Origin of the sequence: Spirosoma endophyticum, from assembly GCF_900112365.1 — a bacterium.
Classification (GTDB): domain Bacteria; phylum Bacteroidota; class Bacteroidia; order Cytophagales; family Spirosomataceae; genus Spirosoma; species Spirosoma endophyticum.
Genome location: NZ_FOLQ01000009.1, coordinates 68,417 through 91,079, shown reverse-complemented (window position 1 = coordinate 91,079; position 22,663 = coordinate 68,417). Strand labels below are relative to the sequence as shown.

Sequence of the window (22,663 nt, the reverse complement as noted above, 5' to 3'; positions counted from 1 at the left end):
ATCACCCCAGCGTGACCAACTCCTTCAATTCGGCATCGCTCAGATCGCCGAGCCAGGTTTCGCCGGTTTTAACGCTGAGGTCGGCAAGTTCGCGTTTGGAACGGATCATGGCGTCGATCTTCTCCTCGAGCGTTCCCTGATTCATTAACCGGTATACCAATACGTTCTTGGTTTGGCCGATACGAAAAGCCCGGTCGGTTGCCTGGGACTCAACGGCGGGATTCCACCATAAATCGTAGTGAATGACGTGGTTAGCCTGGGTTAGGTTGAGACCCGTACCGCCCGCTTTGAGCGACAGAATAAATGTATGATCGCTACGATTTTTCTGAAATTGCTCGACCATCCGGTCCCGCTCCGGACGGGACGTACCACCGTGCAGAAACAGCGGCTGCATACCGAATGACTGTTGAATAAACTGAGCCAGTAGTTCACCCATCTCGCGGTATTGTGTGAAAATCAGTACTTTTTCGTGACTCGCATAAATATTTTCGAGCAGATTTAACAGCGACGTAGCCTTTCCCGACAGCGAGGGAATCTCAGACCCTCGCTTTAGGTATTGGTACGGGTGATTGCCAATCTGCTTGAGCGCCGTCATGAGTTTTAGTACTAAACCCCGGCGCGCAATGCCGTCTTTTTCCTCAATAGCGCGTAAACTTTCCTGAACGACGCTTTCATATAAAGCGGCCTGTTCGGTGGTGAGTGCGCAAAACTGATTGTTCTCGATCTTGTCGGGCAAATCGCTGATGATAGTCCGGTCGGTTTTGACGCGTCGGAGCAAAAATGGACTCGTTACGCGCCGGAACTGGTCGAGTTTCTGTTGATCGCGCTCCTGCTGAATCGGCTTGCCGAACTCCTCGTTGAACTTACTGATACCGCCCAGATAGCCTTTATTCACGAAATCCATAATGCTCCACAACTCCGACAGCCGGTTTTCAACGGGCGTACCACTGAGCGCAATCCGGATGGGGGCTTTCAAGGCTTTGACAGCCTTGGTTTGTTCCGTATCTGAATTTTTGATGTTCTGTGCTTCGTCAATAACGACAATGGCCCAGGTTGTTTTCTTGAGTGTATCAAGATCACTACGTACTACGCCATAGGTTGTCAGCAGCAGGTCGTAGTTGTCAGTCGTCGTGGGCAGTTTCCGGTTCGAGCCATGATAAATTCGGGCTTGTAATTCGGGAGCGAACCGGGCAATTTCTTTCTGCCAGTTGGTGAGTAGCGTGGTTGGTAACACCACCAGTCCTTTCTGTTTTTTGAACCGGCCTTCCTGTTTAAATTTGAGCAGCAACGCAATCACCTGAAGCGTTTTGCCCAAGCCCATATCGTCGGCCAGTAAGCTCCCCATCCCGAGGGCGGTGTTTTTGATAAGCCAGTCATATCCGCGCTGCTGGTAAGGCCGTAACGTAGCATTCAGTGCGTCGGGCAGGGGTTGTGCAGCACTTTCGGTAAACTGTTTCACCAACGTCCGCACCTCGGCCGACAGGCCTAATCGGCCACCTCTATATTCTTCCGACAGAGCTGCTCTCAGCAACTCAGAACCCGTCAGTTCAGGTGGATTTTCGAGTTGTTTGTAGAGTTTGGTTAGCTCGTTTGGATCAACCAGAACGTATTGATCTTTGATCTTCACCAAACCCGTCGAACGCCCTACCAGCTTCTGAAATTCTTTTACGCTCACCATCTCATCGCCCAGTGCAACCTGCCAGTCGAACGTCAGCATATCATCCAGTCGCATGAACGCATTGTTGGCCGAAACTTTGGCCTTGAGTCGCCCGCCCGCCTGTGGTCGAACCCAGTGTTGCAATGATTTGGGCAACCAGAGCGCAATGCCGAGCAGTTGCATCCGGGGCAACGTATCGAGCAAAACCTGCACAAATTGCTCCGGCGAGTAGGACAAGTACTCAGACCCAGGCCCCGTTTTGGTCAGTTTGGCGAGGTCAGGAAAATGCCGGGAGAGTACCAGTAAATCCTGTAAAACCGCCATCCTGATACGTTCATGCTTCTTTTTTGTAAGCAATTCGGGCAGCGGGATCGGCTGTTCCGGCTGACTAGAAGGCTTCTTGCCTGACACTCCGTTGCCAGCAGTGTCAGTTGCTTCGCGATCCCGGATCAGTAGACTAAGTCGAAATTCATCGCCGAATTCGCTGTCCTCGACGGCCAGAATCGGTACGAATCGTTTGTGTGTCAGGAAGAAATCATTCACCCAGAGCTGAATCGCCAAAGGCATCTCTTTCCGGCCAAAGCCTTCAAAGCGTAGCGTTTCAACACCGAAAAACAACCGATCAGCATCTTCGAGGGGCCAGCGTTCCCACAGTTCGATCGTCGATGGTTTGATTACCCGGCGCAGAAACAGCGAGCAAAGCGTCAGAAGTTGCTGTTCGCCGGGGAGAGCCAGCCACTCTTTTTGCCAGCGAACCGTCAGCAGCGTTGGTGGGAGTTGCGTAGCTAGTAAATCGGTCTGGTGTTTGACCGATTCGTTGAGCGTTGCCGGAAGCCAGCGCACCCGATATTGATCTTCGGTTGGCCCCACACGTAGCAATTGCGGCACCACCGCCCCCCGACGTAGCAACGCAGCCGAAAACTGATGCGTCAGATACAACCCCCGCACGGAATCACTCATTTCGGGCCAGTCAGCTTCGGTAAGTGTATCGAGCCAGGCCGCCAGATCGCTCATTTTGAACCCAGGGAGGGATCGTTGGTCACCGTGTTCGCTGAATATGCTGATCTTCTTCACCGACATTAGCTCATCGAGCTGTAGCTCAATGCTATCGCTGAAGTCGGGGGATACATCATCGGGAGTTTTCGCTTTTATGTCTGCCAACGGCTTGCTGAACAGCTTGTACGCCTTAGCCAGCGATTTGTGAAAATCACCTTTGGTGAACGTAACGTCTGGCGAAAGCAGACCCAGCAGTTGATCAGCTAATAAGGGAATCGTGGCAAAATCAAGACCGGCACGCGCCTTTTCGTCAGGATGCCAATCCTCATCGTCGGGCAGATCGTCGGTGCCGAGGTCTTTGAACGACAGCACGCTACTCATCGTACCCCCAATAATATCTGTCTGCCCTTTCTGAAGTTCGGCCAGAATATCCAACCCTTTTACCTGGAAAACCAGGAATGGATTTCGATCGATTTCATTGGCGATCACATACACAACGGCCGCCAGATGCTTGCAGGGTACAGCCGCATCCGGGCAGGAACATCCCATTACCAAATCCCGAAACGAATGTGGAAACAGTTGAATGTTACGTTTATCCGCAAACTCGGTGAGTTCGGGTGGAAGCTGGCGATTAAGGAGTTGCGCCAACGTAGCCGGATTCTCCCGAATTTCGGTCAGCAGCGTTTCTTTCTCCTGCTCGGTGAAGAGCGGCACCGATAGTTTGATCTTATATGGCCTTGGCGCTGATCCTTTAACGGATGCACTAAACTGATTTTGAGAAATGGTCAGTCCCTGCACCGCTCCCTTATTTGCATAGGTTTTGCCACGCGGCAGGCGGTTAGCCATGTCAATGCTTGTCAAGGCATTGAGCCACTGCTGCCCCCACCATGTTTTGCCGTAAGCGATGCGTTCCGCCATTTCTGCTAAATCAATTAATTGCCTGCAAAAATAACGTATTAGCTGTACAGCAACGTGTATTGCCGAATTTAGAGAAAAAGACAACTTCTTTTTTGACAGGATTTACAGGCAGGCCGCCTATACTGTCAAAAAGAAGCTAGCTTAAGGGCAAGGTCAGATTTACCGTATAGCTATCTACCTTACTGTCAATGAGAAGTTCATGGCTAGGATAGAGTAAGGATAACCGTCGCCGGACATTCGCCAGCCCCAAACCACCCGGTTTTGACGGTTCAGTCAGCGGTTTGCTATTCGCCACCATTAGGCGAAGATTTGTTCCTTCGAGTTGCACGGCTACATGCATCCAGGCTTTTTTACTGGTGCTTTCGACGCCATGCTTGAAGGCGTTTTCCACGAACGTGATCAGAATGAACGGCGCAATTTTGAGCGATTCGTTCACAACTTCCGGCAGTTCTAGCTGGAGTGTCAGCCGTTTGAGAGTACGGGTTTGCTCCAGCGCTACGTAATCCCGGATAAACTGGAGTTCTTTTTGAAGCGATACGTGCGTTTCAGTCGTCTCATACAGGCTGTAGCGCATCATACCCGACAGTTGTTCCACAAGCAGCGCTGCGCGCGGGCTGGCTTCCTCCGTCAGGGCGTAAATACTGTTGAGGACGTTGAACAGAAAGTGTGGATTGATCTGGCTCTTCAGAAAATTGAGTTCGAGTTGTGTATACTGCTGCTGTAGTCGGGCATTGCGACTTTGCCGCCGATAGATTTCGACCAGCAGTTTGATGGCAAGCGGATAAAAAGCTCGTTCGATGATAAACAGCAAGTGAAAAAATGTGGATGGATGACGTAGTGCCTGCCAATAAGAAAGCCGTTCGAAGTGTGTGATAGAGCCGGAATAGTCATCGGGCAGCCCGAAATAGTTCTTGACGACAAAGGCAGAATAGTAATAAAATGTGAACAGCACTACGTAGTAAATAGCCAGACCGAGCGCCAGCAAAACAGGTTTACGAACGTAGCGAGTAAACACGAACACCAATACGTAATACTGCAACACGACGCTGAGCCCATCGCGTAACACGGGACCAACATACGTTTTAAACGGTACATCAACCGGGGTCGTTGGGTATAGAAACCAGGGAACGTAGGCGGAGAAAATGAGTAGAAAAATGCCCAGGATCAATAATCCGTGGAAACCGATCCGTGTCCAGCCACGATAACGCGTTTCGTCGGCGATGAGAGCAAGCCATAAATTGGCCATAGGGATGACAATGAGTAAGGCAAAGTAGACCGTTTTGCTGATGCACAGGCAAAATTTTCGATGAAAAGTGGATTTTATTCGATGAAAACCCAGCATAAACATTCACCGAATAGTAGGCAGCGTTCATCGAATTAATTTATGGATCGAGGTTACGCCCGTTAGTTTCGCCGTCGATACGACACATAGCGAAACCCTGACCAGCCATGAAGATCATTCCATTTCTATCTGTATTTCTGACATATTCTCTATTGACATTCGCTCAGAAAGCGCCCGAAAAAATATACCTGATAAAGGCGGGCAAATTCTACGACAGTCAGAAGGCGACGTTCCTAAAAGACCAGCAAATTCTGGTAAAAGGCGATAAAATCGTGGAAGTCGGCCCCAATGTCAATGCGCCCAAAGAAGCGCATGTGCTTAATTTTAGTGATTGTACAGTTACGCCCGGCCTGATTGACGCCCATACCCATCTGTTGTTTTCGCAAAAACCGAATGCTCCACTGCATACTGATCTTTGGGAAAATTCGGATGTCGATCGGGCGCTACGTGCCGTAGCCTTTGCCAAGTCGTATCTGGAATCAGGGTTCACGACTATCCGGGATGTGGGCAATTCGGGGCAATACCTGGATGATCAATTAGATAAAGCGATTCGTGCGAATCATGTCGTTGGGCCAAGAATGTACGTTTCAGGGCCAATTTTAAGTCCAGCGAGTGGTCAATTTTCCCGATTGGGCACACAAAACCAGCGCCTGATTGATCAGGACTATCGGGTTATCAAAAATGCAGATGACGCCCGGCTGGCAGTCGAAGAGCATATCGGTTATGGTGTTGATTTTATCAAGGTAGTGGTCAACAACGACCGTATCGTAATGGATACAGACGCGCTCAAAACGATTGTTCAGACTGCGCATCGAAATCATTATCAGGTAACCGCCCACGCTACCCATGAACAGTCTATTCTGGAAGCTATTGACGCGGGCGTGGATGGTATTGAACACGGGTATTTCCTATCAGACAGCGCTCTGACGCTTATGAGTAAGAAAGGAATTTACCTGGTGCCAACCGATATTTCATTCGATACATATAAACGTTCGGTACCCATCAGTGGCTATACAGTCAGTGATGAAGAAATCCGTAGTCAATTGACTGCCCTACAGGAGCGTTTGAGAAAAGCCATCAAAAAAGGCATACCCATTGTAGCTGGTTCCGATGCCTACCTTGACCTGAACATACCGCGTGGAGAGTATGCGAAAGATGTGCTGGTCGCCTATTATGAATCCGGGGTTAGCCCCGCCGACGTAATGGCGTTCGCCACCCGTAACGCAGCCAAAATCCTGTGGGCTGAGAATCGGATTGGTGTGGTGAAGAAAGACAGCTACGCCGATCTGGTTGTGTTTCAGGGAGATTTGGAAAAAGATTTCAAGAAAGTTTTCTACAACATTCGACTCGTTATGAAAGGAGGCACTGTCTACAGTAATAATAAGCCCGAAGACACCTTCCTGACTAAAGCCCGTTGATACGTTTGCGATCAGTTGACTAACCACTTTTTTAAGGCATCTTTCACTACGTCCCGGTAATTGGGGCCGATGGTAAGATTATGGCTCGTAGACGTAGTGACCATGTTGCCGTCGAGCGTTTTGATGTACTGAAGCTGCACGATGTACGAACGATTGATCCGCAGGAAGCGATCGGCAGGAAGGTTTTCGACTAATTTGGTCATCGTAAGGTGCGTGACAACGTAGCGATCGGGCAAAAATACCTTCAGGTAATCGCCCAGTGCCTCGATAAAGACAATATCGTCAAATCGAATCTGCTCTAGTTTCTTATCCGTTTTGAGATACATAAAGTCTGGCGCCCGCGAAACGGCTTGCGAAGCAACTACATCATCGGTAGTCAATGCAGCAATGGCTGCGGCATCCACCTTGTTAGATTGTCCATCTGCTTTACCGCGAATCCGGCCAATCGTTTTCAGAAATCGGTCGAAGGAAATTGGTTTGAGCAGGTAATCCATCACGCCCAGATCGAAGCCATCCAGCGCGTGATGTGGGTTAGCGGTTGTCATCACCACAATTGGATGGGGCGTGGGATAGGCCTTCAGAAACTCAATACCCGTCATTTCGGGCATATTTATGTCCAGAAAGATAACGTCTGGCCGAAGGGCGGGCAGTTGCTCAAAAGCGGCAATGGCATCATCGAACGTACCGACCAGTTCGAGCGACGACACGCGCCGAACGTACTTCTCAAGCAGTTCCTGCGCCAGCGGCTCATCTTCAATTATGGCGCAACGAAGTAAATCCATCATCAAACAGCACGAGTTATGGTTGTTGGAGGAACGTAGTGATTTCAATGTTAACCATTCAGCACCTGCACAAAAGCGGCCCGATCATCGACGAAAAACGCAACCTGCCGAACCTTCTTCTGTAGACCATAAGGACCGTTAATCTCAATTGGCCTAGTAAATGTTAGCAGTACGTTAGGAGCCGTCAGGAAGGCACCATTGAGCCGGTCGGATTGCCTGGCAGGTTTCTCATGAATGAACGTAGCATCAGCGATCGCGGAACGAGGAATCTGCCTCTGCCAGCGCACACCCAGCCGTAGATGCAAGTGATCAGTCGTCAGGAAAGATGGGCGTTTGAGGGTCGCGATGATGTCGGCCACAAAAAAGAGCATCCCGTACATACTGAGCATTGTCACCCAGAAGGCTATGGCAGGATTCCAGCGTGCCAGCAGTAAATGCACAGCTACGCCCTCAATGACACCCACCAATACCAATCCTGTTGTTAAGGCAACTTGCCCCGACTCGCGGTGGCTTGTTACTACCTGCCCACCAGCCGGTATATCCGATTGAAGCCGCCAGCCCAGCAGAACATAGTAGAGCGTAAGACCTTCGCCAAGTATGACCCCGGTCGCTTTCTCTCCAAAAACCGTAGCAAGGCCGCCACGCAGAGCCGTTTCGGCATCCGCTGACGGGCGCAATTGTCGATACATTCGCGTGATGGTGCGGATACGTACGCCAGCAACAATCAGGACCACACCCTCACTTATCGCCAACAGGAACGGCCACAGTTGGTTAGGTAGACCAGACGATTGGGGTACAATAACTAAGGCCAACCGTAGCATCAGCAGCGTGATCAAGACGGTCCGATTGGTTGCCAGGCGAAGTGGACGAGCCACAATCCAGTAGAAGATACCTGACGTCACGAAAACTAAATCGCAGAGTACACCCACAGACAGAACTGCCGGGTGTTGGCTAAAAGCTCTTGTATGCGTAACCATTACCTCTGTCCAAATGAGCAGAGCGGTAAGAATCAGGAAAGCCCCAAAACGGGGCGAAACAAGCGGCCGAAGTACCATTTATATGTATCTACCAGAATGCTTATTTACAAGCCATTGCGCCTTATTGAACTCAGCAAAAATACGTGATTCAAGCATGTAACGACGGTAATTAATTACGGTATTGGGCGAAATTTTGGATAGTACCCTGATTCGTCATAAATGAGCGAAGAAATAACCCCAGAAAGCGCTTTTACGGCCTAATCAGGCATAGGGAAGTCATTCTTTTTTCTTTACTTTTACCTACTCCCCATGTTCAATTAGATAAATCGTTCGTATGGTTCTGGACACACCCGCCACCGATACGCCCCTTGGCCGAGGTATCAAACACATTGGAATTGGTAAGTATGGTAGTAAGCCTCTCCCACCCGATTTGCTCGCTGAATGCCGCATCGCACTGACGGACCCAATGACACATCCGCTCCAACGGGGAGCTTTTCTAGGGGCGCTGTTGGCTAAGGGACCAACTCCTGAAGAGAAGACGCTGGAGGAAGTAATTGGCAAAGGAGCCTTCGACCATGCTACGTTTTTTATCAATAAAGTTTGCCCTGATTTACCCGGAGGTTTACTTCCTATCGCCACAAAATTAGTTCGGGGAGCGAATCTACAGGTAACAGAAGCCCAGCAGCTTGGTAATTACTTATTTGGCGAAGGCGAATGCGAAACATTTCGGGGCATGGCCGCCAGTATTATGCGCGTTCGCCATGAAACCAACGAGGAGTATCATGGACTGATGCGGGCCGCCGAAGAAACGTTTACACCAGGGTTTGGCCCGATAAGTTGCGCCGACCGCCCCCTCATCCAACTCGCTGAACCGTTCGACGGGGTCGAAAATAGCTACCTCACCACACCCTTGCTAGCCCAGTTTTTCCAGAAACGAGGCTACGGAGCCATATCACTGGTTGGGCGATCGGGTGGACCAAAATTCACGCTCAACGCGCTCGATTTATACATGCATTTGGGTTGCCAGTTTTTGCAAAGCAACCATGAACTCGACACCCCTTTGGGCCAATTCGGCTGGGTACTTGACCAAAAAGCCCTCTCACCCGCTCTGAATCGCTGGGTTGATCGTCGGCAGATAATTTTGAAACGCCCGTTTCTGGCTACACTCGAAAAAGTCTTAAATCCCTGTCATGCCCGTGTATTGGTCACATCGGTGTTTCACATAACGTATCAGATGAAAATGGCGGAACTGGCCATGTTGGCGGGTTTTGATGCCGTCATTGTCCTTAAACGCGGTCTCGAAGGAAGTCTGGCTCCCTCAACAAGCCGTTCGACTGGTATTCTATGCGCCGTTCGAACCCCACGCGGACACTTGTTCTATCAGCATTTTGAAGGTGATGCACCCGCGTTTGCGTCCTTCCGCACCGAAACGGAAACCGTATACGACCTACCGCTAGCTACTGACAACGCCCGACTCGTGCGCCAGTTTATGAATGATGGCCATACCACAGATACCGATTTCGACAATCGCATCCGCTTTGCCCACGCGCTCTACGGTCGCGGGCTGGATTGGATTGAAGGCCAATTGCGGTAGACCGCTTGTCTGACTAATCTGCCTTTTATCCAAATTCCCTGTTTTCAACCCGGTTTTCCTCATCTTTTTGGCAGTGAACTGAAGACGAGAAAAGACCAGTAAACAACAGATAGCTAAAGGAGAGGGTGCAGCGAGGGTATCGTTGCACCCGTTTTTTTTGCCCATTGCGCCGTACCTTTGTGCATAAGTGTCCGACAGCATTATGCTGGCAGATACGTTGACAAGCATGACAGACGTAGTAATTATTGGCGGAGGCATCGTTGGGTTGGCTACCGCGTTACAATTAAAACAGCAACGTCCTGGTTTGAAGGTCGTTTTGATAGAAAAGGAATCGGCGGTGGCGCGTCACCAGACCGGTCATAACAGCGGGGTGATTCACTCCGGTTTATATTACAAGCCGGGGAGCCTGAAGGCTATCAACTGCATTCGGGGATATCAGATGTTGATTGACTTTTGCAACGCCGAAAACATTCCGTATGACCTGTGCGGCAAAATTGTGGTGGCTACTAAACAGGAAGAATTGCCGCAGCTCGAAACACTTTACGAACGCGGTCAACTCAACGGCCTGGGTGGTCTAAAAAAACTGACGCTGCCCGAAATGCGCGAAATTGAACCGCACGTTAAAGGCGTCGCGGGTATGTTCGTGCCGCAAACGGGCATCGTCGATTATAAGCAGGTGTCTGATAAATACGCCGAAAAGTTTCGGGCATTGGGTGGCGAAATCAGGCTCAACGAACGCGTTGAGCAGATAACCCCCGGTACAAGCCTGAGCATTGTCGTAACGAACAGGGACCGCTACGAAACCAAGCTCGTCGTCAATTGCGCGGGTTTATATTCCGACAAAATCGCCCAACTAACACAGCGTGATCCGGTCAACGTACGTATCGTGCCGTTCCGGGGCGAGTATTTCAAGATCCGGGCGGAGAAACAATATCTGGTCAAAAACCTGATTTATCCCGTTCCCGATCCGAATTTTCCGTTTCTGGGCGTTCACTTTACCCGTATGGTTCACGGGGGCGTAGAGGCTGGCCCGAACGCGGTGCTGGCGTTCCAGCGCGAGGGATACACCAAATCAGACATCAATCTGAAAGAACTGTTTGAAACGCTGGCGTGGCCCGGATTCCAGAAAGTAGCCGCTAAATACTGGCAAACGGGCCTGGGTGAAATGTATCGCTCCTTCTCGAAATCGGCGTTTACAAAAGCCCTACAGGAACTCATTCCCGAAGTGCAGGAGTCAGATTTAGAGGAAGGTGGAGCGGGCGTACGGGCCCAAGCCTGCGACCGCACCGGTGGCTTACTCGATGATTTCGCTATTCTGGAGACTGACAAGGCCATCAACGTAGTGAATGCGCCGTCACCAGCCGCTACCTCATCGCTGGCCATCGGACAAACGGTATCGCAGAAGGTGTTGGCGCGGTTTTAAGCTAGTTTTAACAAACAATAGCGCAAAAATGAGGTTTTGAGAAGTAAGTTTTCTACGAACAAAATTGCATTACTCATGACTGCTATCAATAAAGTTAAACCATTAGATACGCCTTCTGACCTTGAGGAAAAGGGCCGGGAGAAAGTAGCCGAAGCGTTGAATCGACTCGTTGCCGACTCGTTCGCGTTATACATCAAAACCAAGAATTATCACTGGCATATGTCCGGTCGCCACTTCCGCGACTATCACTTATTGCTGGATGAACATGCCGATCAGATTTTTGCTACCATTGACCCACTCGCCGAACGCGTGCGAAAAATTGGTGCCAATACAATTCGGTCAGTGGCTCACATTGCGCAATTGCAACGCGTGAAAGACAATGACGAAGATTTCGTATCAGCACCCGACATGCTGAAGGATCTGCTGGCCGAGAACAAAAAGATGGCCAAAAATATGCGCGATGCTCACCAAATCTGCGATGATGCGGAGGACGTAGCATCAGCCAGCCTGCTCGAAGTCTACATCGACGAGACCGAACGGCGTACCTGGTTCCTGTTTGAAACCACGCGTGATTTGAATTAAGCTTTTGTGATGCTGGCATACCAACATCACAAAAAATGAGAGCGGTCGCCTTTTCCAACAAAAAATTGGGAAAGGCGACTGCTCTTTTATAAGTTGCCAGTATGAAAGTCCGTCCGTCTGCCCTTATCTGGCGCCAACAAGCCAACCAAACTGAAGTTCTGCTCATGCGCTACAATTATGGCGGACAGGACGTTTTTGCGTTACCCGGCGGCAACCCCGACCGGGATGAAACATTACCCCAAACGATCATCCGCGAAATTCGAGAAGAACTGGGTGTTTCGGTTGATGTCGGCGAGATGATCCTAGCGGGCGAAATGCTACTGTCGCAACGTAATGATGATGTGCTGCATATCGTGTTTGCAGCCCGTAACCTCCGGGGCGAACCCAATTTAAATCCCGCCGAAACAACGGCTTTAAACTTAGTTTGGCTACCTGTGGCTGACCTGGATAAACTGAACTTATACCCGAACATAGGCGCGAAAATCCAGCCGTGGTTCAACAGCGCTACGTATCTCGGCTACGTCGGCCGGATTGAACAGCAATACTTTGGATAGTTTCTCGACAATTATGCTCGTACAAACCTTAAAAACGCTTTTCTGTCGAGACCTCAACCGATTAAGGCTGGAAATTGATTCCTATCAAGACGAGGCTAAAATATGGCATATTGATAAAGGCATTGCTAATTCAGCCGGAAATTTGTGTCTTCATCTGGTTGGAAATCTGAACACCTACATTGGCGTCGAACTTGGCAAAACGGGTTATGTACGTCAGCGGGAGCGGGAGTTTTCTTTGAAGGATATTCCCAAAGCGGAGCTGCTGCAGAAGATTGATGAAACGATCAAAGTTATTGACAAGGCGCTCGATAATGTAACCGAAGAGCAACTCCAGCAAGAATACCCGATGCTGGTTTTCGACGAAATGACATCAACAGAATATCTTCTGGTGCATTTGACAACGCACCTAACGTATCACCTCGGCCAAATCAATTATCATCGGAGGCTGCTGGACTTGTAACAGTCGCAGACTTGCTCAATAGGCTCCCTCCTACCATTCCTAACGTACTGGCCAGCAATCCCCAAAGCATCGGCGAATAGGTAGTTTCCTGCCACAGACAGAGTAACCATACACAGAAACCAGTAACCATTGAATACAGGCAGCCGGTTAGGGTAGCGCGTTTCCAGTAGATACCGGCCGCCAACGGCACGAACAGCGATACCAGACTAAACGCGGACGACTCGCCAACGAGATCGAAAATGTTCGTGTCGCGGGTGGTACTCATCAATACGCAAATAATTGTGATGATAACGACTGTCCAGCGGATGGTTTTCAACAGGTCTTGATCGCTAATGTCGGGTCGAAAAAACTTGACAACGTTTTCACCGAAGACCGTCGAGGGCGCCAGGATCGCTCCGCTAGACACACTCAAAATTGCCGACGTAACGGCTCCGAAGAATAATACCTGCAAGGGTAAACTCCCGTGACGCATCACCATGTTGGGGATAATAAGTTGATTGTCTTTGGGTAAATCGGGATGAAGTATTTTGGCGCTCAAGGCGATAAACAGCGGCAGCATAGCGATGGTCAGGTACATTCCCGACGCCAGATACGACGCTCGAACTGACGTATCTTCGGTCCTGGCCGCCATTACTCGCTGAAATACGTCCTGCTGCGGAATTGAGCCCAGGCCGATTGTGATCCAGGCCGCTACGTAGGCCAGCCAGTCTTTGGCCGTCGATTGGGGCACGAATCGGAAGAAGCCCGCCGGGGTTCGCTTTTCAATGACTTCCCAGCCTCCAACGTCGTTCCAGAGTAAAACGCCCAGCACAGCCAGCGCCAGAATGATAATAAGGTTGTGGAAAAAATCAGTTACCGAAATAGACCACATGCCGCCTAACAGGGTATAAATCATAACAACGGCAGCGCTGGCAATAATGCAGTACTCACGGGGAACTTCTGTCACTACGCTCAATACGATGCCAATAGCGACCAATTGCGCGGCAATCCAACTGAAATACGACGGTATGACCATCAAGGCCGACAGTAATTCGGCCGAGCGACCAAATCGAATCCGGAAATAATCGGAGAACGTAGTGATATTAAGCCGGTAAAGCGGGCGAGCAAAAAAAGCCCCCACCAGAAACAGACACAACGCCGACCCAAAAGGCTCCTCAATGACCGCCAGAAAGCCGCCTTCCACGAACATTGCCGGGGCGCCCATAATTGTTTCAGAGCCAAACCAGGTGGCAAACGTTACAGAGGCAGCCAGAAACAGGGGAAGTCGTCGACCAGCCAGCACAAAATCCTGAGACGTTGTAACGCGCCGGGCCGCCCATGCACCAACGGCTACGTTAGAAAGAAGATAGAGGCCAATGAAAAAAAGGAGCATAGGGCGAATATAAACACACAGAAAACAGCGATTGGCACAGCGTACACAGAATTTTGCTGATCCTTTGTGTACTCGGTGCCAATCGCTGTTTTCTCTCTACTTAAAGCAACTACAACTTGAGCGTAGCAGGTAAATATTTGGCAATCAGAGCCTCGTAATAAGGCTTCAATTCACTGACAACCGGCGGCTTTGGACTCTTAGAGTATAAATCGTAAGGATTGAATTTGTTAACCCACTTAAACATCTCATGATCGTGATCGTCCATAAGATGATCATAAGCGCCCTCGCGATGTTGCGAATAAAATGAGTGGTACCGCATCATGTAGAGAGCCGGTTCAGGCATGTAATCTTTCATGATCTGGTACAGGTACTCGTCGTGCCCCCATGACATATGCACGTTACGCAGGCCACAATTCGGCTCATAAACGCCGTATTTCGTGTTGTAACGCTCGTCGTAACTATCGGGGTTGTTTACGAAATATTCAGGATAAACAATCTTGTCGGAATGCTGGCAACCTACAGGGAACGTATCGCCAACGACAGCCCACTGTGGCTCACCGAACAAACACAGCACTTTACCCATGTCATGCAGAAAGCCCGTTAGAACGAACCAATCAGGATGACCGTCGGCGCGGATGGCTTCGGCCGTTTGCAGCAGGTGTTGAAGCTGATCGAGGTCCGTATCTGGGTCGGAGTCATCGACCAGTGTATTTAAAAACTCCATCGCCCCCCAAACGGGTAATTCCTTTTTGTTGAACGCCAGAAATTCACGCTCTTTCTCCCGAACGAAGTCGTAAGTTTGATACGTATGGTTGAGTCGATAGAACTCCCGTACCGTATCACGCTCCGGCGAATCGTAATTCCGGTAGTCTTCCTTTGACTTATGTTCTGGTTCTGGGTAGCGGAGCAGTAGGTCGTCTTCCCACTGATCAAGACTGGCAAGAGGGGCGGTTTCGCTAATCATAGTTTAACTGAAAATTTAGAGAACAAATCTACAAATTTATTGCTGTTAACCAGCGAGATAGAGGGATTGTTAGTTCTGTTTCTGCTATTGAGTCAAGTCGTCTAAAGCCAGTATATCGGTAATCTCCGTTTGGCCGGCTTCAACCAGAATTTTGAGCACAGCCGCAGCATTGGCTTTGTTGTCAGCCCGATTTGAAAAATATGCCATCAGAAACCGTTTTTCGGGGATCATAATCACGTAGTTATTGAAACCGCACGTACTGCCCGAGTGGAATAAAACGGGATTGGCTGGCCGACGAAAAAACCAGCCTGCGCCGTAGCTGCTGCCCGACGTTGCGTCTATCGCCTGACTCGTTCGCGCCAATGCCGCCTTTAAATCCAGTAGCGTACCGTTTTGCAGCGCATGGCTCCACTTCTGATAATCGGTTAGCGATGTATAAACACCGCCATCTCCTTTAGTCGCGCTCGTTACGCTTTGATCTAAAAGAATGAACGTACCTACTTTGTTTTTCGCATAACCCATTGCCCGATTTGGAATCGATTTTCCCACTTCATACACAACTGAATGCGTCATCTGGAGCGGCTGGAAGATGTGCTGTTTAATATACGTAGCAAACGACTGTCCTGAAACCCGCTCGATGATCAATGCCAGCAGACAATAAGCTGAATTACTGTACTGAAATTTGCTCCCCGGCTCGAAGTAAAGAGAGTCTCGATCTTTCAGGAGCGTTAGGACGTCGGCGTCCAGAAGTTGCTCGCGCTGACTGAGGTTCATAACCGATTCGTAATCCAGAATTCCCGATGAATGAGTCAATAGATTACGGACCTGCACTTTTCGGGCAACATTCCCCGTAAAGTCGGGAAAGAATTTGATAAGTGGATCATCAAGAGACAGTTTGTGATCTTTCTCTAACAACAAAATGCCCATCGCCGTAAACTGCTTCGAGACGGACGCCATACGAAAATTGGTTTCGGGCGTAATGGGTGTTTTCGTCTTGATATTGCCCAGGCCATATCCTTTTTGGTAAATGGGTTTGCCATCCAGCTCAACCAGAAGTGCCGTACCGGGTTGATTAGGCTGAGTCGTAGCTCGCATGACCGAGTCAAGCCGCTCACGTAGCTGCGCCATTGCCGATGTCGACATTAGTAGCCAACCTACCATCAAAATTTTCAGCATTAAGATTTACCAGAATTTGGTATACAATACAGCCAATATACCGAAAATACCGACTGACCCAATTACGAACGAGGGCGTTACGCGGAACATGCGCTGATCAACGTCAATAGTTTTCCCCGTTGCATAGCCCGCCGGATCGGTGAGTGACACAATTACCATAAGAACCACGTCAATACAGAAAACGATTGTGGTCCGGTGCAGAAATGGAATAGAATCTGCCTGTACGCCAACGAGGTCCATCAGTTCGGGCCAAAATTTGAGCAACGTCGAGAAGGGAATCGTTAAGATAGCGACCGTCATAGCCGCCCGATTTGTAGCCCGTTTCCAGAAAAACCCCAACAGAAAAATGGCGAATACCCCCGGCGTAATGAAGTTGGTGTATTCCTGAATATATTGGTAAACCTGATCGAGCGAACGTAGCATAGGCGCCAACAGAATTGCGATGCCAAATGACACGACGATAGCCCAACGTCCTACATTGACCAGCTTCTGCTCCGACGCCGATTTATCTACGTATTTCTTGTACAGGTCGAGGGTAAAAATCGTCGAAATCGAATTGCACTTTCCTGCCAGTGAAGCTACTACGGCGGCTGTTAGGGCGGCAAAGGCTAACCCTTTCATGCCCACCGGCAACAGGTTCATGAGCACGGGATAGGCATGATCGGGCTTTACAACGCCCGCAGCATCGGTCATGGCTTCACGAAACGGACCATGTTGATACAACACGAAAGCCGCAATACCCGGAATGACCACAATTACTGGAATAAACAGTTTTAGGAACGCAGAAAATAAAATACCACTGCGGGCAGTTTTAAGATCGGCACCCAGCGCGCGCTGCACAATGTATTGATTACAGCCCCAGTACGAGAGATTATTGATCCACATACCGCCCGTTACCAGTGCCATACCCGGCAAGACTTCATAATGAGGATGTCCTTTGGGCAGAAACATATGAAAATGACTATCGGCCTTAGATTTCAGGGTTACCAGTCCATTCCATACGCTCGCGGTCCCGTTCGTTTCCTGCGAAACCAGTTGCAAAGCCAGATACGTAACGACGAGACCACCAAAAATCAGGACAACTACCTGAATGACATCCGTATAACCAATTACTTTCATCCCGCCCAGCGTAATGAAAATGGCGAACAGGGCCAGCCCGATCGTACACGTAGTAAATGAAATTCCGGCAAGTGACTCAATGGCAATAGCGCCTAGATAGAGAATAGACGTGAGATTGACCAGTACGTAAACTACCAGCCAGAACACTGCCAGAATAGTACTGACCGTATCGCTGTACCGTTGCGCCAGAAACTGGGGCATAGTATAGATGTGATTTCGAAGATAGATCGGGATGAAAAATACCGCGACGATGATGAGCGTTGCCGCTGCGAACCACTCGTATGACGAGATGGCCAGCCCCATCGCAAAACCCGAACCCGCCATGCCAATAAAGTGCTCTGCCGATATATTGGAGGCAATCAATGAAGCACCGATTGCCCACCAGGTCAGCGAACCTTCAGCCAGAAAAAAATCGGTTGTATTCATCTGGGCCTGACGCTTGCGCTGATAAACCCAGTAACCATAGCCAACAACAATGATAAAATAAACGAAGAAAACGATGTAATCGGCCGTAGCGAGGTGATTCATGTAGGCAGTAAAAAACGGGTGTCCTGACTATAAAGCAGGACACCCGTTTTTTATACCAGACAACGTAGCGCGAACAGTCGGCCGTTGCCGTAGAAACCCAAGAATACGCTACGTTACAAATTACTAAAATCGAACGTTTCCAGGAACGACGTCGTGAACTGACCAGAGCGGAACTTAGGATCGTCCATAAGTTTAATATGGAACGGAATCGTGGTTTTTATGCCTTCGATAACGAATTCCTGCAACGCCCGCTTCATCCGGGTGATAACTTCATCCCGCGATTGTCCCGAAACGATCAGTTTGGCAATCATCGAGTCATAGTTCGGTGGAATTGTGTAGCCGCTGTACACGTGGCTATCGATGCGAACACCGTGCCCACCAGGGAAGTGTAGGTTCGTGATTTTACCGGGCGATGGACGGAAACCATGGGCTGGATCTTCGGCATTAATCCGACATTCCATGGCGTAGAGTTTCGGCGTATAGTTCCGACCCGATATTTCAGCACCAGCGGCTACTTTAATTTGCTCTTTAATGAGGTCAAAATCAGTCACTTCTTCTGTAATCGGATGCTCCACCTGAATTCGGGTATTCATTTCCATGAAATAGAAATCCCCGTTTTTATCGACCAGAAACTCAACCGTTCCTGCGCCTTCGTAGCCAATAGCCTGTGCCCCTTTGATGGCTGCCTCACCCATTTTCTCCCGAAGTTCGGGCGATACAATCGGCGATGGCGTTTCTTCTACCAGTTTCTGGTGACGGCGCTGGATCGAGCAATCGCGCTCGGAAAGATGACAAACTTTACCGTACTGGTCGCCTACAATTTGAATTTCAATGTGGCGCGGCTCTTCTACGTATTTCTCCAGATAAAGCCCATCGTTACCAAAAGCGGCCCCGGCTTCGGTGCGGGCATCATTCCAGGCTTTCTCAAACTCGTCTTCCGAACGCACGATACGCATACCACGCCCACCACCACCGGCCGTAGCTTTCACAATAACCGGATAACCCATGCCAGCGGACAATCTCTTACCCTGCTCAACAGAGTCAAGAAGCCCATCGGAGCCAGGAATGACGGGTACACCAGCGGCTCGCATAGTTGCTTTAGCCGTGGCTTTATCACCCATACCGTTGATTTGTTCAGCAGTAGCGCCAATAAATTTAATGCCGTAATCCGTGCAGATTTGCGAGAACTCAGCATTTTCGGACAGAAAGCCATAGCCGGGGTGGATGGCATCAGCGCCGGTTACTTCGGCCGCCGAAATGATATTTGGAATGCTTAAGTAAGATAGTTTGCTGGTCGGGGGACCTATACAAACAGCCTCATCAGCGAAGCGCACATGCAGGCTGTCGCGGTCGGCCGTCGAGTAAACAGCTACCGTTTTAATACCCATCTCACGGCACGTCCGAATGATACGTAGCGCGATCTCTCCCCGGTTGGCGATTAATATTTTTTTGAACATGATGTAAAGAGCGAAAGAGCGAAAGAGCGAAAGAGTGAAAGAGCGAATGTGCTGGAAACCAGTCTTTCGCTCTTTCACTCTTTCGCTCTTTATTTTAGTTAGGTTCGACTAGGAACAACGGCTGGTCGTACTCGACCGGCGTAGCATTCTCGACGAGTATTTTTACAATACGGCCCGACACTTCGGATTCGATTTCGTTGAACAGCTTCATAGCTTCGATGATACAGACAACCTTACCCTCTGTAACACTATCACCGACTTCCACAAACATAGGTGACTCGGGATTGGCCGACCGGTAGAACGTACCGATCATCGGCGATTTGATAGTAACGTAGTTCGACGTATCGGCCTTAGGCGCAACAACCGGAGCGGCTGCGGCTGTCGTCGGCGTTACAGCCTGTGGCTGAGCTACGGGGGCCTGTGCTACTGGCGCAGTTGATGCTGGAGCAGCTGCATAGGTTACAGGAGCACCCGAACCATAACGCTTGACGCTGATTTTCAGGTCATTCGTTTCAATATTAACTTCATCCAGGCCCGATTGCGAAATGAAGTCGATTAGTTGTTGAATGTCTTTTGTACTCATATGAAAAGTCGTAAGTCAGCAAGTCGTAAGTGGATAAGCTTGATCAATTACCAACTTACGACTTTATTTATTTCACGCGTTCTACGTAGTCGTGTGTTCGTGTATCGATCCGAATTTTCTGACCCGACTCAATAAAGAGCGGTACCATAATTTTTGCGCCCGATTCTACCTCAACCCGTTTTTTAGGGCTGTTGGCAGTATCGCCCTTAATACCCGGTTCAGCGTAGGTAACTTCCAGTTCAACAAAAGGCGGCAATTCGCACGATAGCGGTGTATCGCTATCAGCATTAATCAGGATTTCGACTTCCTGGCCTTCTTTCATCAGATCAGCCCCTTCCACGATCTTCTCGCCCAGATTTATCTGATCGAACGTCTCCTGGTCCATGAAGTTATAGCCAGCTTCGTCTTTGTAAAGGTATTGGAATTTCCGACGCTCAACCCGTACCGGATAAATTGTTGCACCCGAGTTGAACGTATTGTCAATGACCCGCCCGGTCGTCAGGCTTTTCAACTTGGTACGCACAAAAGCCGCACCTTTGCCTGGCTTCACGTGTTGAAATTCAGTAATTTGAAAAAGGTCGTTGTTGTAGTTTAAGACCAGTCCGTTGCGGATATCTGCGGTCGTTGCCATGTTAAATATATAGGATATAAGATGTATGGCGTATGATATAATTGGCAGGTACATTCATACCTCATATATCATACATCATATATAAAACTAGTACGCCCACTTCACATAAGCGGCTCCCCAGGTAAAACCTCCTCCAAACGCTGCCAAAACCAGATTATCGCCCTTTTTAAGGCGCGATTCGTAATCAAATAAGCAGAGTGGAATCGTGGCAGCCGTGGTATTGCCGTACTTATGAATGTTCATCATCACCTTATCGGTATCTATGCCCATTCGGTGCGCCGTGGCGTCAATAATGCGTTTGTTGGCCTGATGGGGCACCAGCCAGGCGACATCGCTGCCAGCCAGGTGATTGCGCTCCATAATTTCGGCGGATACGTCGGCCATATTTTTGACCGCAAATTTAAATACAGAAGGCCCATCCTGATAAACGTAGTGCCAGCGTTTTTCTACCGTTTCGTGCGTGGGCGGATAGCGACTTCCACCCGCTTTCTGAAATAAATGACTTTGGCCGGACCCATCCGACTTGATAATGGAATCCAGGACACCAAAGCCATCCTCGCTGGGCTGAAGCATAATGGCCCCGGCACCATCGCCAAACAGAACACAGGTAGTCCGATCTGTGTAATCGACAATGGCCGACATTTTATCGGCTCCAACGACAATTACTTTTTTGTATTTACCCGTTTCGATAAACTGAGACCCGACAGTCAGTGCATACAGGAATCCGGAGCAAGCTGCCTGAATATCGAAACTACCCACATTACGAATACCAACCATATCGCAGATCAGGTTCGCTGTGCACGGAAATACGTAGTCGGGGGTAGTGGTCGCACAAATAAGCAGATCGACTTCTTCGGGCTTGATGTTCATTTTTTCGAGCAAACCTGCCACAGCTTTTGCTCCCATGTGCGAAGAGCCCATACCCTCGCCTTTCAGAATGTGTCGTTCCTTAATACCCGTTCGGCTTGTAATCCATTCATCATTTGTATCCACCATACGCTCCAATTCGGCATTGGTCAGCACATAGTCGGGAACGTAACCATGGATTCCAGTTATGGCAGCTTTACTCATAGGTTGGGAATGCGGGTTGAAGACAAGTAGCTGGTCTAGGCCAGGGCCTGTGCAATTTTAGTGTATGCGTCAGATTCGACCTGTCGGATGGCCAGACCAATCATATTTTTTATAGCCAACGGCGACGAAATGCCATGAGCAATAATCACATTGCCATTAACGCCCAAAATTGGACTACCTCCAATGGACTCATAGTTGGTTTTATCTAAGAACTCGTCACTGAGGCCCCGTTGTTTGGCTACCGAATAGAACGACTCCCCTAGCTTAAACATCGTATTACCCGTGAAGCCATCTGTTACAATGACATCGGCTACGCCCGTAAAAAGATCACCGCCTTCAATATTACCAATAAAGTTGATCTTATAGACTTCTTTCAGCAATTGGTGCGCAGCCTGAGCAACCAGCGATCCTTTCTGATCTTCTGTGCCGATGTTCATGAGTGCTACGCGAGGTTGGCTTATACCAAATGTATATTGAGCATAAACAGACCCAATTTCACCAAACTGAGCCAGCACTTCAGGTTTGCAATCGGCGTTTGCCCCAATATCGAGCATCACGGCATAGCCTCCTGCCAGCTGAGGTACTAAACCAGCGATGCACGGACGCAAAACACCATGAATTGCTTTGATGCTGAATAAAGCCCCTACGTGCATTGCTCCCGTGTTACCGGCACTGCAAAACGCCTGAACCTGGCCCTCCTTTAAAAGTTTAAACCCAACCCCGATACTGGAATTGGGCTTCTGCGAGAGCGCCTTGGTTGGGTGCTCATCCATTTCGATAACGTCGTCAGCATGAACCAATTCAATATTGGCAACTGTGTGGATACCGTGTTTTTGGGTTAATTCCTGGATGACAGACTGCTTTCCAATCAGCACAATAGCTACATTTTCCGGCAATTCAGCAGCGGCCATCATAACTCCTTCCACAATTGCGTCGGGAGCGAAATCGCCACCCATTGCGTCCACTGCAATTTTCATTGACTCTGTTTGTTCAATACCTCCCAGTTAAGCTGGCTTCAAAAATAAATACGCGTAAAAATAGGGAGGTGACATGCAATAA

The 22,663-nt window shown here is 49.3% G+C and carries 19 protein-coding genes; 6 read left to right on the top strand and 13 right to left on the bottom strand.

The features are described 5' to 3' along the window. Position 1: 1 nt before the first annotated feature. Together BM202_RS21400 and BM202_RS21395 are read right to left on the bottom strand one after the other, a co-directional pair. Positions 2-3,571, bottom strand: a complete 3,570-nt coding sequence (locus BM202_RS21400) for an SNF2-related protein (protein ID WP_093829920.1) — start codon at positions 3,569-3,571, stop codon at positions 2-4. A gap of 136 nt (positions 3,572-3,707) precedes the next feature. After that, complete coding sequence (locus BM202_RS21395) at positions 3,708-4,817, bottom strand: sensor histidine kinase (protein ID WP_177236642.1); 1,110 nt, start codon at positions 4,815-4,817, stop codon at positions 3,708-3,710. A 203-nt stretch (positions 4,818-5,020) separates the two neighbouring features. Between BM202_RS21395 and BM202_RS21390 the strand changes: the two genes are divergently transcribed. Next, the gene (locus BM202_RS21390) at positions 5,021-6,331 is read left to right on the top strand and encodes an amidohydrolase family protein (RefSeq protein ID WP_093829916.1); all 1,311 of its coding nucleotides are present in this window, start codon (positions 5,021-5,023) and stop codon (positions 6,329-6,331) included. A gap of 11 nt (positions 6,332-6,342) precedes the next feature. On the opposite strand, the gene BM202_RS21385 is transcribed toward BM202_RS21390, so the two are convergent. After that, positions 6,343-7,116, bottom strand: a complete 774-nt coding sequence (locus BM202_RS21385) for a LytR/AlgR family response regulator transcription factor (RefSeq protein ID WP_093829914.1) — start codon at positions 7,114-7,116, stop codon at positions 6,343-6,345. 47 nt (positions 7,117-7,163) lie between these two features. Next, positions 7,164-8,168 carry a hypothetical protein gene (locus BM202_RS21380; RefSeq protein WP_093829912.1) on the bottom strand — a complete coding sequence of 335 codons (1,005 nt, stop codon included), beginning with the start codon at positions 8,166-8,168 and terminating at the stop codon, positions 7,164-7,166. Between the two features lie 256 nt (positions 8,169-8,424). On the opposite strand from BM202_RS21380, the gene BM202_RS21375 reads away from it, so the two are divergent. From BM202_RS21375 to BM202_RS21355, 5 genes are all read left to right on the top strand, one after another. Beyond that, on the top strand, positions 8,425-9,684 hold the full coding sequence (locus BM202_RS21375) for an anthranilate phosphoribosyltransferase (RefSeq protein WP_093829910.1): 1,260 nt from the start codon (positions 8,425-8,427) through the stop codon (positions 9,682-9,684). A 226-nt stretch (positions 9,685-9,910) separates the two neighbouring features. Further along, positions 9,911-11,107, top strand: a complete 1,197-nt coding sequence (lhgO, locus tag BM202_RS21370) for an L-2-hydroxyglutarate oxidase (protein WP_093830161.1) — start codon at positions 9,911-9,913, stop codon at positions 11,105-11,107. A 75-nt stretch (positions 11,108-11,182) separates the two neighbouring features. Further along, entirely contained in the window at positions 11,183-11,689 is a 507-nt protein-coding gene (locus tag BM202_RS21365; protein ID WP_093829908.1) for a Dps family protein, read from the top strand. Positions 11,690-11,790: 101 nt separating this feature from the next. Then, positions 11,791-12,243 carry an NUDIX domain-containing protein gene (locus BM202_RS21360; protein ID WP_093829906.1) on the top strand — a complete coding sequence of 151 codons (453 nt, stop codon included), beginning with the start codon at positions 11,791-11,793 and terminating at the stop codon, positions 12,241-12,243. Positions 12,244-12,256: 13 nt separating this feature from the next. Then, positions 12,257-12,703 (top strand): DinB family protein, encoded by a 447-nt coding sequence (locus BM202_RS21355; protein ID WP_093829904.1) that lies wholly within the window; start codon positions 12,257-12,259, stop codon positions 12,701-12,703. Here the strand turns inward: BM202_RS21355 and BM202_RS21350 are convergent. From BM202_RS21350 to plsX, 9 genes are all read right to left on the bottom strand, one after another. Then, the gene (locus tag BM202_RS21350) at positions 12,672-14,075 is read right to left on the bottom strand and encodes a high affinity choline transporter 1 (RefSeq protein WP_093829902.1); all 1,404 of its coding nucleotides are present in this window, start codon (positions 14,073-14,075) and stop codon (positions 12,672-12,674) included. The genes BM202_RS21355 and BM202_RS21350 overlap by 32 nt on opposite strands. A 109-nt stretch (positions 14,076-14,184) precedes the next feature. After that, the gene (locus BM202_RS21345) at positions 14,185-15,039 is read right to left on the bottom strand and encodes an inositol oxygenase family protein (RefSeq protein WP_093829900.1); all 855 of its coding nucleotides are present in this window, start codon (positions 15,037-15,039) and stop codon (positions 14,185-14,187) included. Between the two features lie 84 nt (positions 15,040-15,123). Further along, positions 15,124-16,215 carry a serine hydrolase domain-containing protein gene (locus tag BM202_RS21340; protein WP_093829898.1) on the bottom strand — a complete coding sequence of 364 codons (1,092 nt, stop codon included), beginning with the start codon at positions 16,213-16,215 and terminating at the stop codon, positions 15,124-15,126. Positions 16,216-16,221: 6 nt separating this feature from the next. Beyond that, a complete protein-coding gene (locus tag BM202_RS21335) occupies positions 16,222-17,862 on the bottom strand; it encodes a sodium/sugar symporter (protein ID WP_093829896.1) in 1,641 nt (546 codons plus the stop codon). A gap of 113 nt (positions 17,863-17,975) precedes the next feature. Continuing rightward, positions 17,976-19,319 carry an acetyl-CoA carboxylase biotin carboxylase subunit gene (accC, locus tag BM202_RS21330; RefSeq protein ID WP_093829894.1) on the bottom strand — a complete coding sequence of 448 codons (1,344 nt, stop codon included), beginning with the start codon at positions 19,317-19,319 and terminating at the stop codon, positions 17,976-17,978. Between the two features lie 94 nt (positions 19,320-19,413). Then, positions 19,414-19,902, bottom strand: a complete 489-nt coding sequence (accB, locus tag BM202_RS21325; RefSeq protein WP_093829892.1) for an acetyl-CoA carboxylase biotin carboxyl carrier protein — start codon at positions 19,900-19,902, stop codon at positions 19,414-19,416. A gap of 67 nt (positions 19,903-19,969) precedes the next feature. Beyond that, on the bottom strand, positions 19,970-20,533 hold the full coding sequence (gene efp, locus BM202_RS21320) for an elongation factor P (protein ID WP_093829890.1): 564 nt from the start codon (positions 20,531-20,533) through the stop codon (positions 19,970-19,972). Between the two features lie 87 nt (positions 20,534-20,620). Then, the gene (locus tag BM202_RS21315) at positions 20,621-21,604 is read right to left on the bottom strand and encodes a beta-ketoacyl-ACP synthase III (protein WP_093829888.1); all 984 of its coding nucleotides are present in this window, start codon (positions 21,602-21,604) and stop codon (positions 20,621-20,623) included. 35 nt (positions 21,605-21,639) lie between these two features. Continuing rightward, positions 21,640-22,581, bottom strand: coding sequence for a phosphate acyltransferase PlsX (plsX, locus tag BM202_RS21310; RefSeq protein ID WP_093829886.1), 942 nt, complete (start codon positions 22,579-22,581; stop codon positions 21,640-21,642). Positions 22,582-22,663 lie beyond the last annotated feature (82 nt).

Excerpts from the sequence above, each read along its gene's own strand:
- BM202_RS21400 (WP_093829920.1), bottom strand. The coding sequence starts at position 3,571 with ATGGCGGAACGCATCGCTTACGGCAAAACATGGTGGGGGCAGCAGTGG.
- BM202_RS21395 (WP_177236642.1), bottom strand. The coding sequence starts at position 4,817 with ATGGCCAATTTATGGCTTGCTCTCATCGCCGACGAAACGCGTTATCGT.
- BM202_RS21390 (WP_093829916.1), top strand. The coding sequence starts at position 5,021 with ATGAAGATCATTCCATTTCTATCTGTATTTCTGACATATTCTCTATTG.
- BM202_RS21385 (WP_093829914.1), bottom strand. The coding sequence starts at position 7,116 with ATGATGGATTTACTTCGTTGCGCCATAATTGAAGATGAGCCGCTGGCG.
- BM202_RS21380 (WP_093829912.1), bottom strand. The coding sequence starts at position 8,168 with ATGGTACTTCGGCCGCTTGTTTCGCCCCGTTTTGGGGCTTTCCTGATT.
- BM202_RS21375 (WP_093829910.1), top strand. The coding sequence starts at position 8,425 with ATGGTTCTGGACACACCCGCCACCGATACGCCCCTTGGCCGAGGTATC.
- lhgO (WP_093830161.1), top strand. The coding sequence starts at position 9,911 with ATGACAGACGTAGTAATTATTGGCGGAGGCATCGTTGGGTTGGCTACC.
- BM202_RS21365 (WP_093829908.1), top strand. The coding sequence starts at position 11,183 with ATGACTGCTATCAATAAAGTTAAACCATTAGATACGCCTTCTGACCTT.
- BM202_RS21360 (WP_093829906.1), top strand. The coding sequence starts at position 11,791 with ATGAAAGTCCGTCCGTCTGCCCTTATCTGGCGCCAACAAGCCAACCAA.
- BM202_RS21355 (WP_093829904.1), top strand. The coding sequence starts at position 12,257 with ATGCTCGTACAAACCTTAAAAACGCTTTTCTGTCGAGACCTCAACCGA.
- BM202_RS21350 (WP_093829902.1), bottom strand. The coding sequence starts at position 14,075 with ATGCTCCTTTTTTTCATTGGCCTCTATCTTCTTTCTAACGTAGCCGTT.
- BM202_RS21345 (WP_093829900.1), bottom strand. The coding sequence starts at position 15,039 with ATGATTAGCGAAACCGCCCCTCTTGCCAGTCTTGATCAGTGGGAAGAC.
- BM202_RS21340 (WP_093829898.1), bottom strand. The coding sequence starts at position 16,215 with ATGCTGAAAATTTTGATGGTAGGTTGGCTACTAATGTCGACATCGGCA.
- BM202_RS21335 (WP_093829896.1), bottom strand. The coding sequence starts at position 17,862 with ATGAATCACCTCGCTACGGCCGATTACATCGTTTTCTTCGTTTATTTT.
- accC (WP_093829894.1), bottom strand. The coding sequence starts at position 19,319 with ATGTTCAAAAAAATATTAATCGCCAACCGGGGAGAGATCGCGCTACGT.
- accB (WP_093829892.1), bottom strand. The coding sequence starts at position 19,902 with ATGAGTACAAAAGACATTCAACAACTAATCGACTTCATTTCGCAATCG.
- efp (WP_093829890.1), bottom strand. The coding sequence starts at position 20,533 with ATGGCAACGACCGCAGATATCCGCAACGGACTGGTCTTAAACTACAAC.
- BM202_RS21315 (WP_093829888.1), bottom strand. The coding sequence starts at position 21,604 with ATGAGTAAAGCTGCCATAACTGGAATCCATGGTTACGTTCCCGACTAT.
- plsX (WP_093829886.1), bottom strand. The coding sequence starts at position 22,581 with ATGAAAATTGCAGTGGACGCAATGGGTGGCGATTTCGCTCCCGACGCA.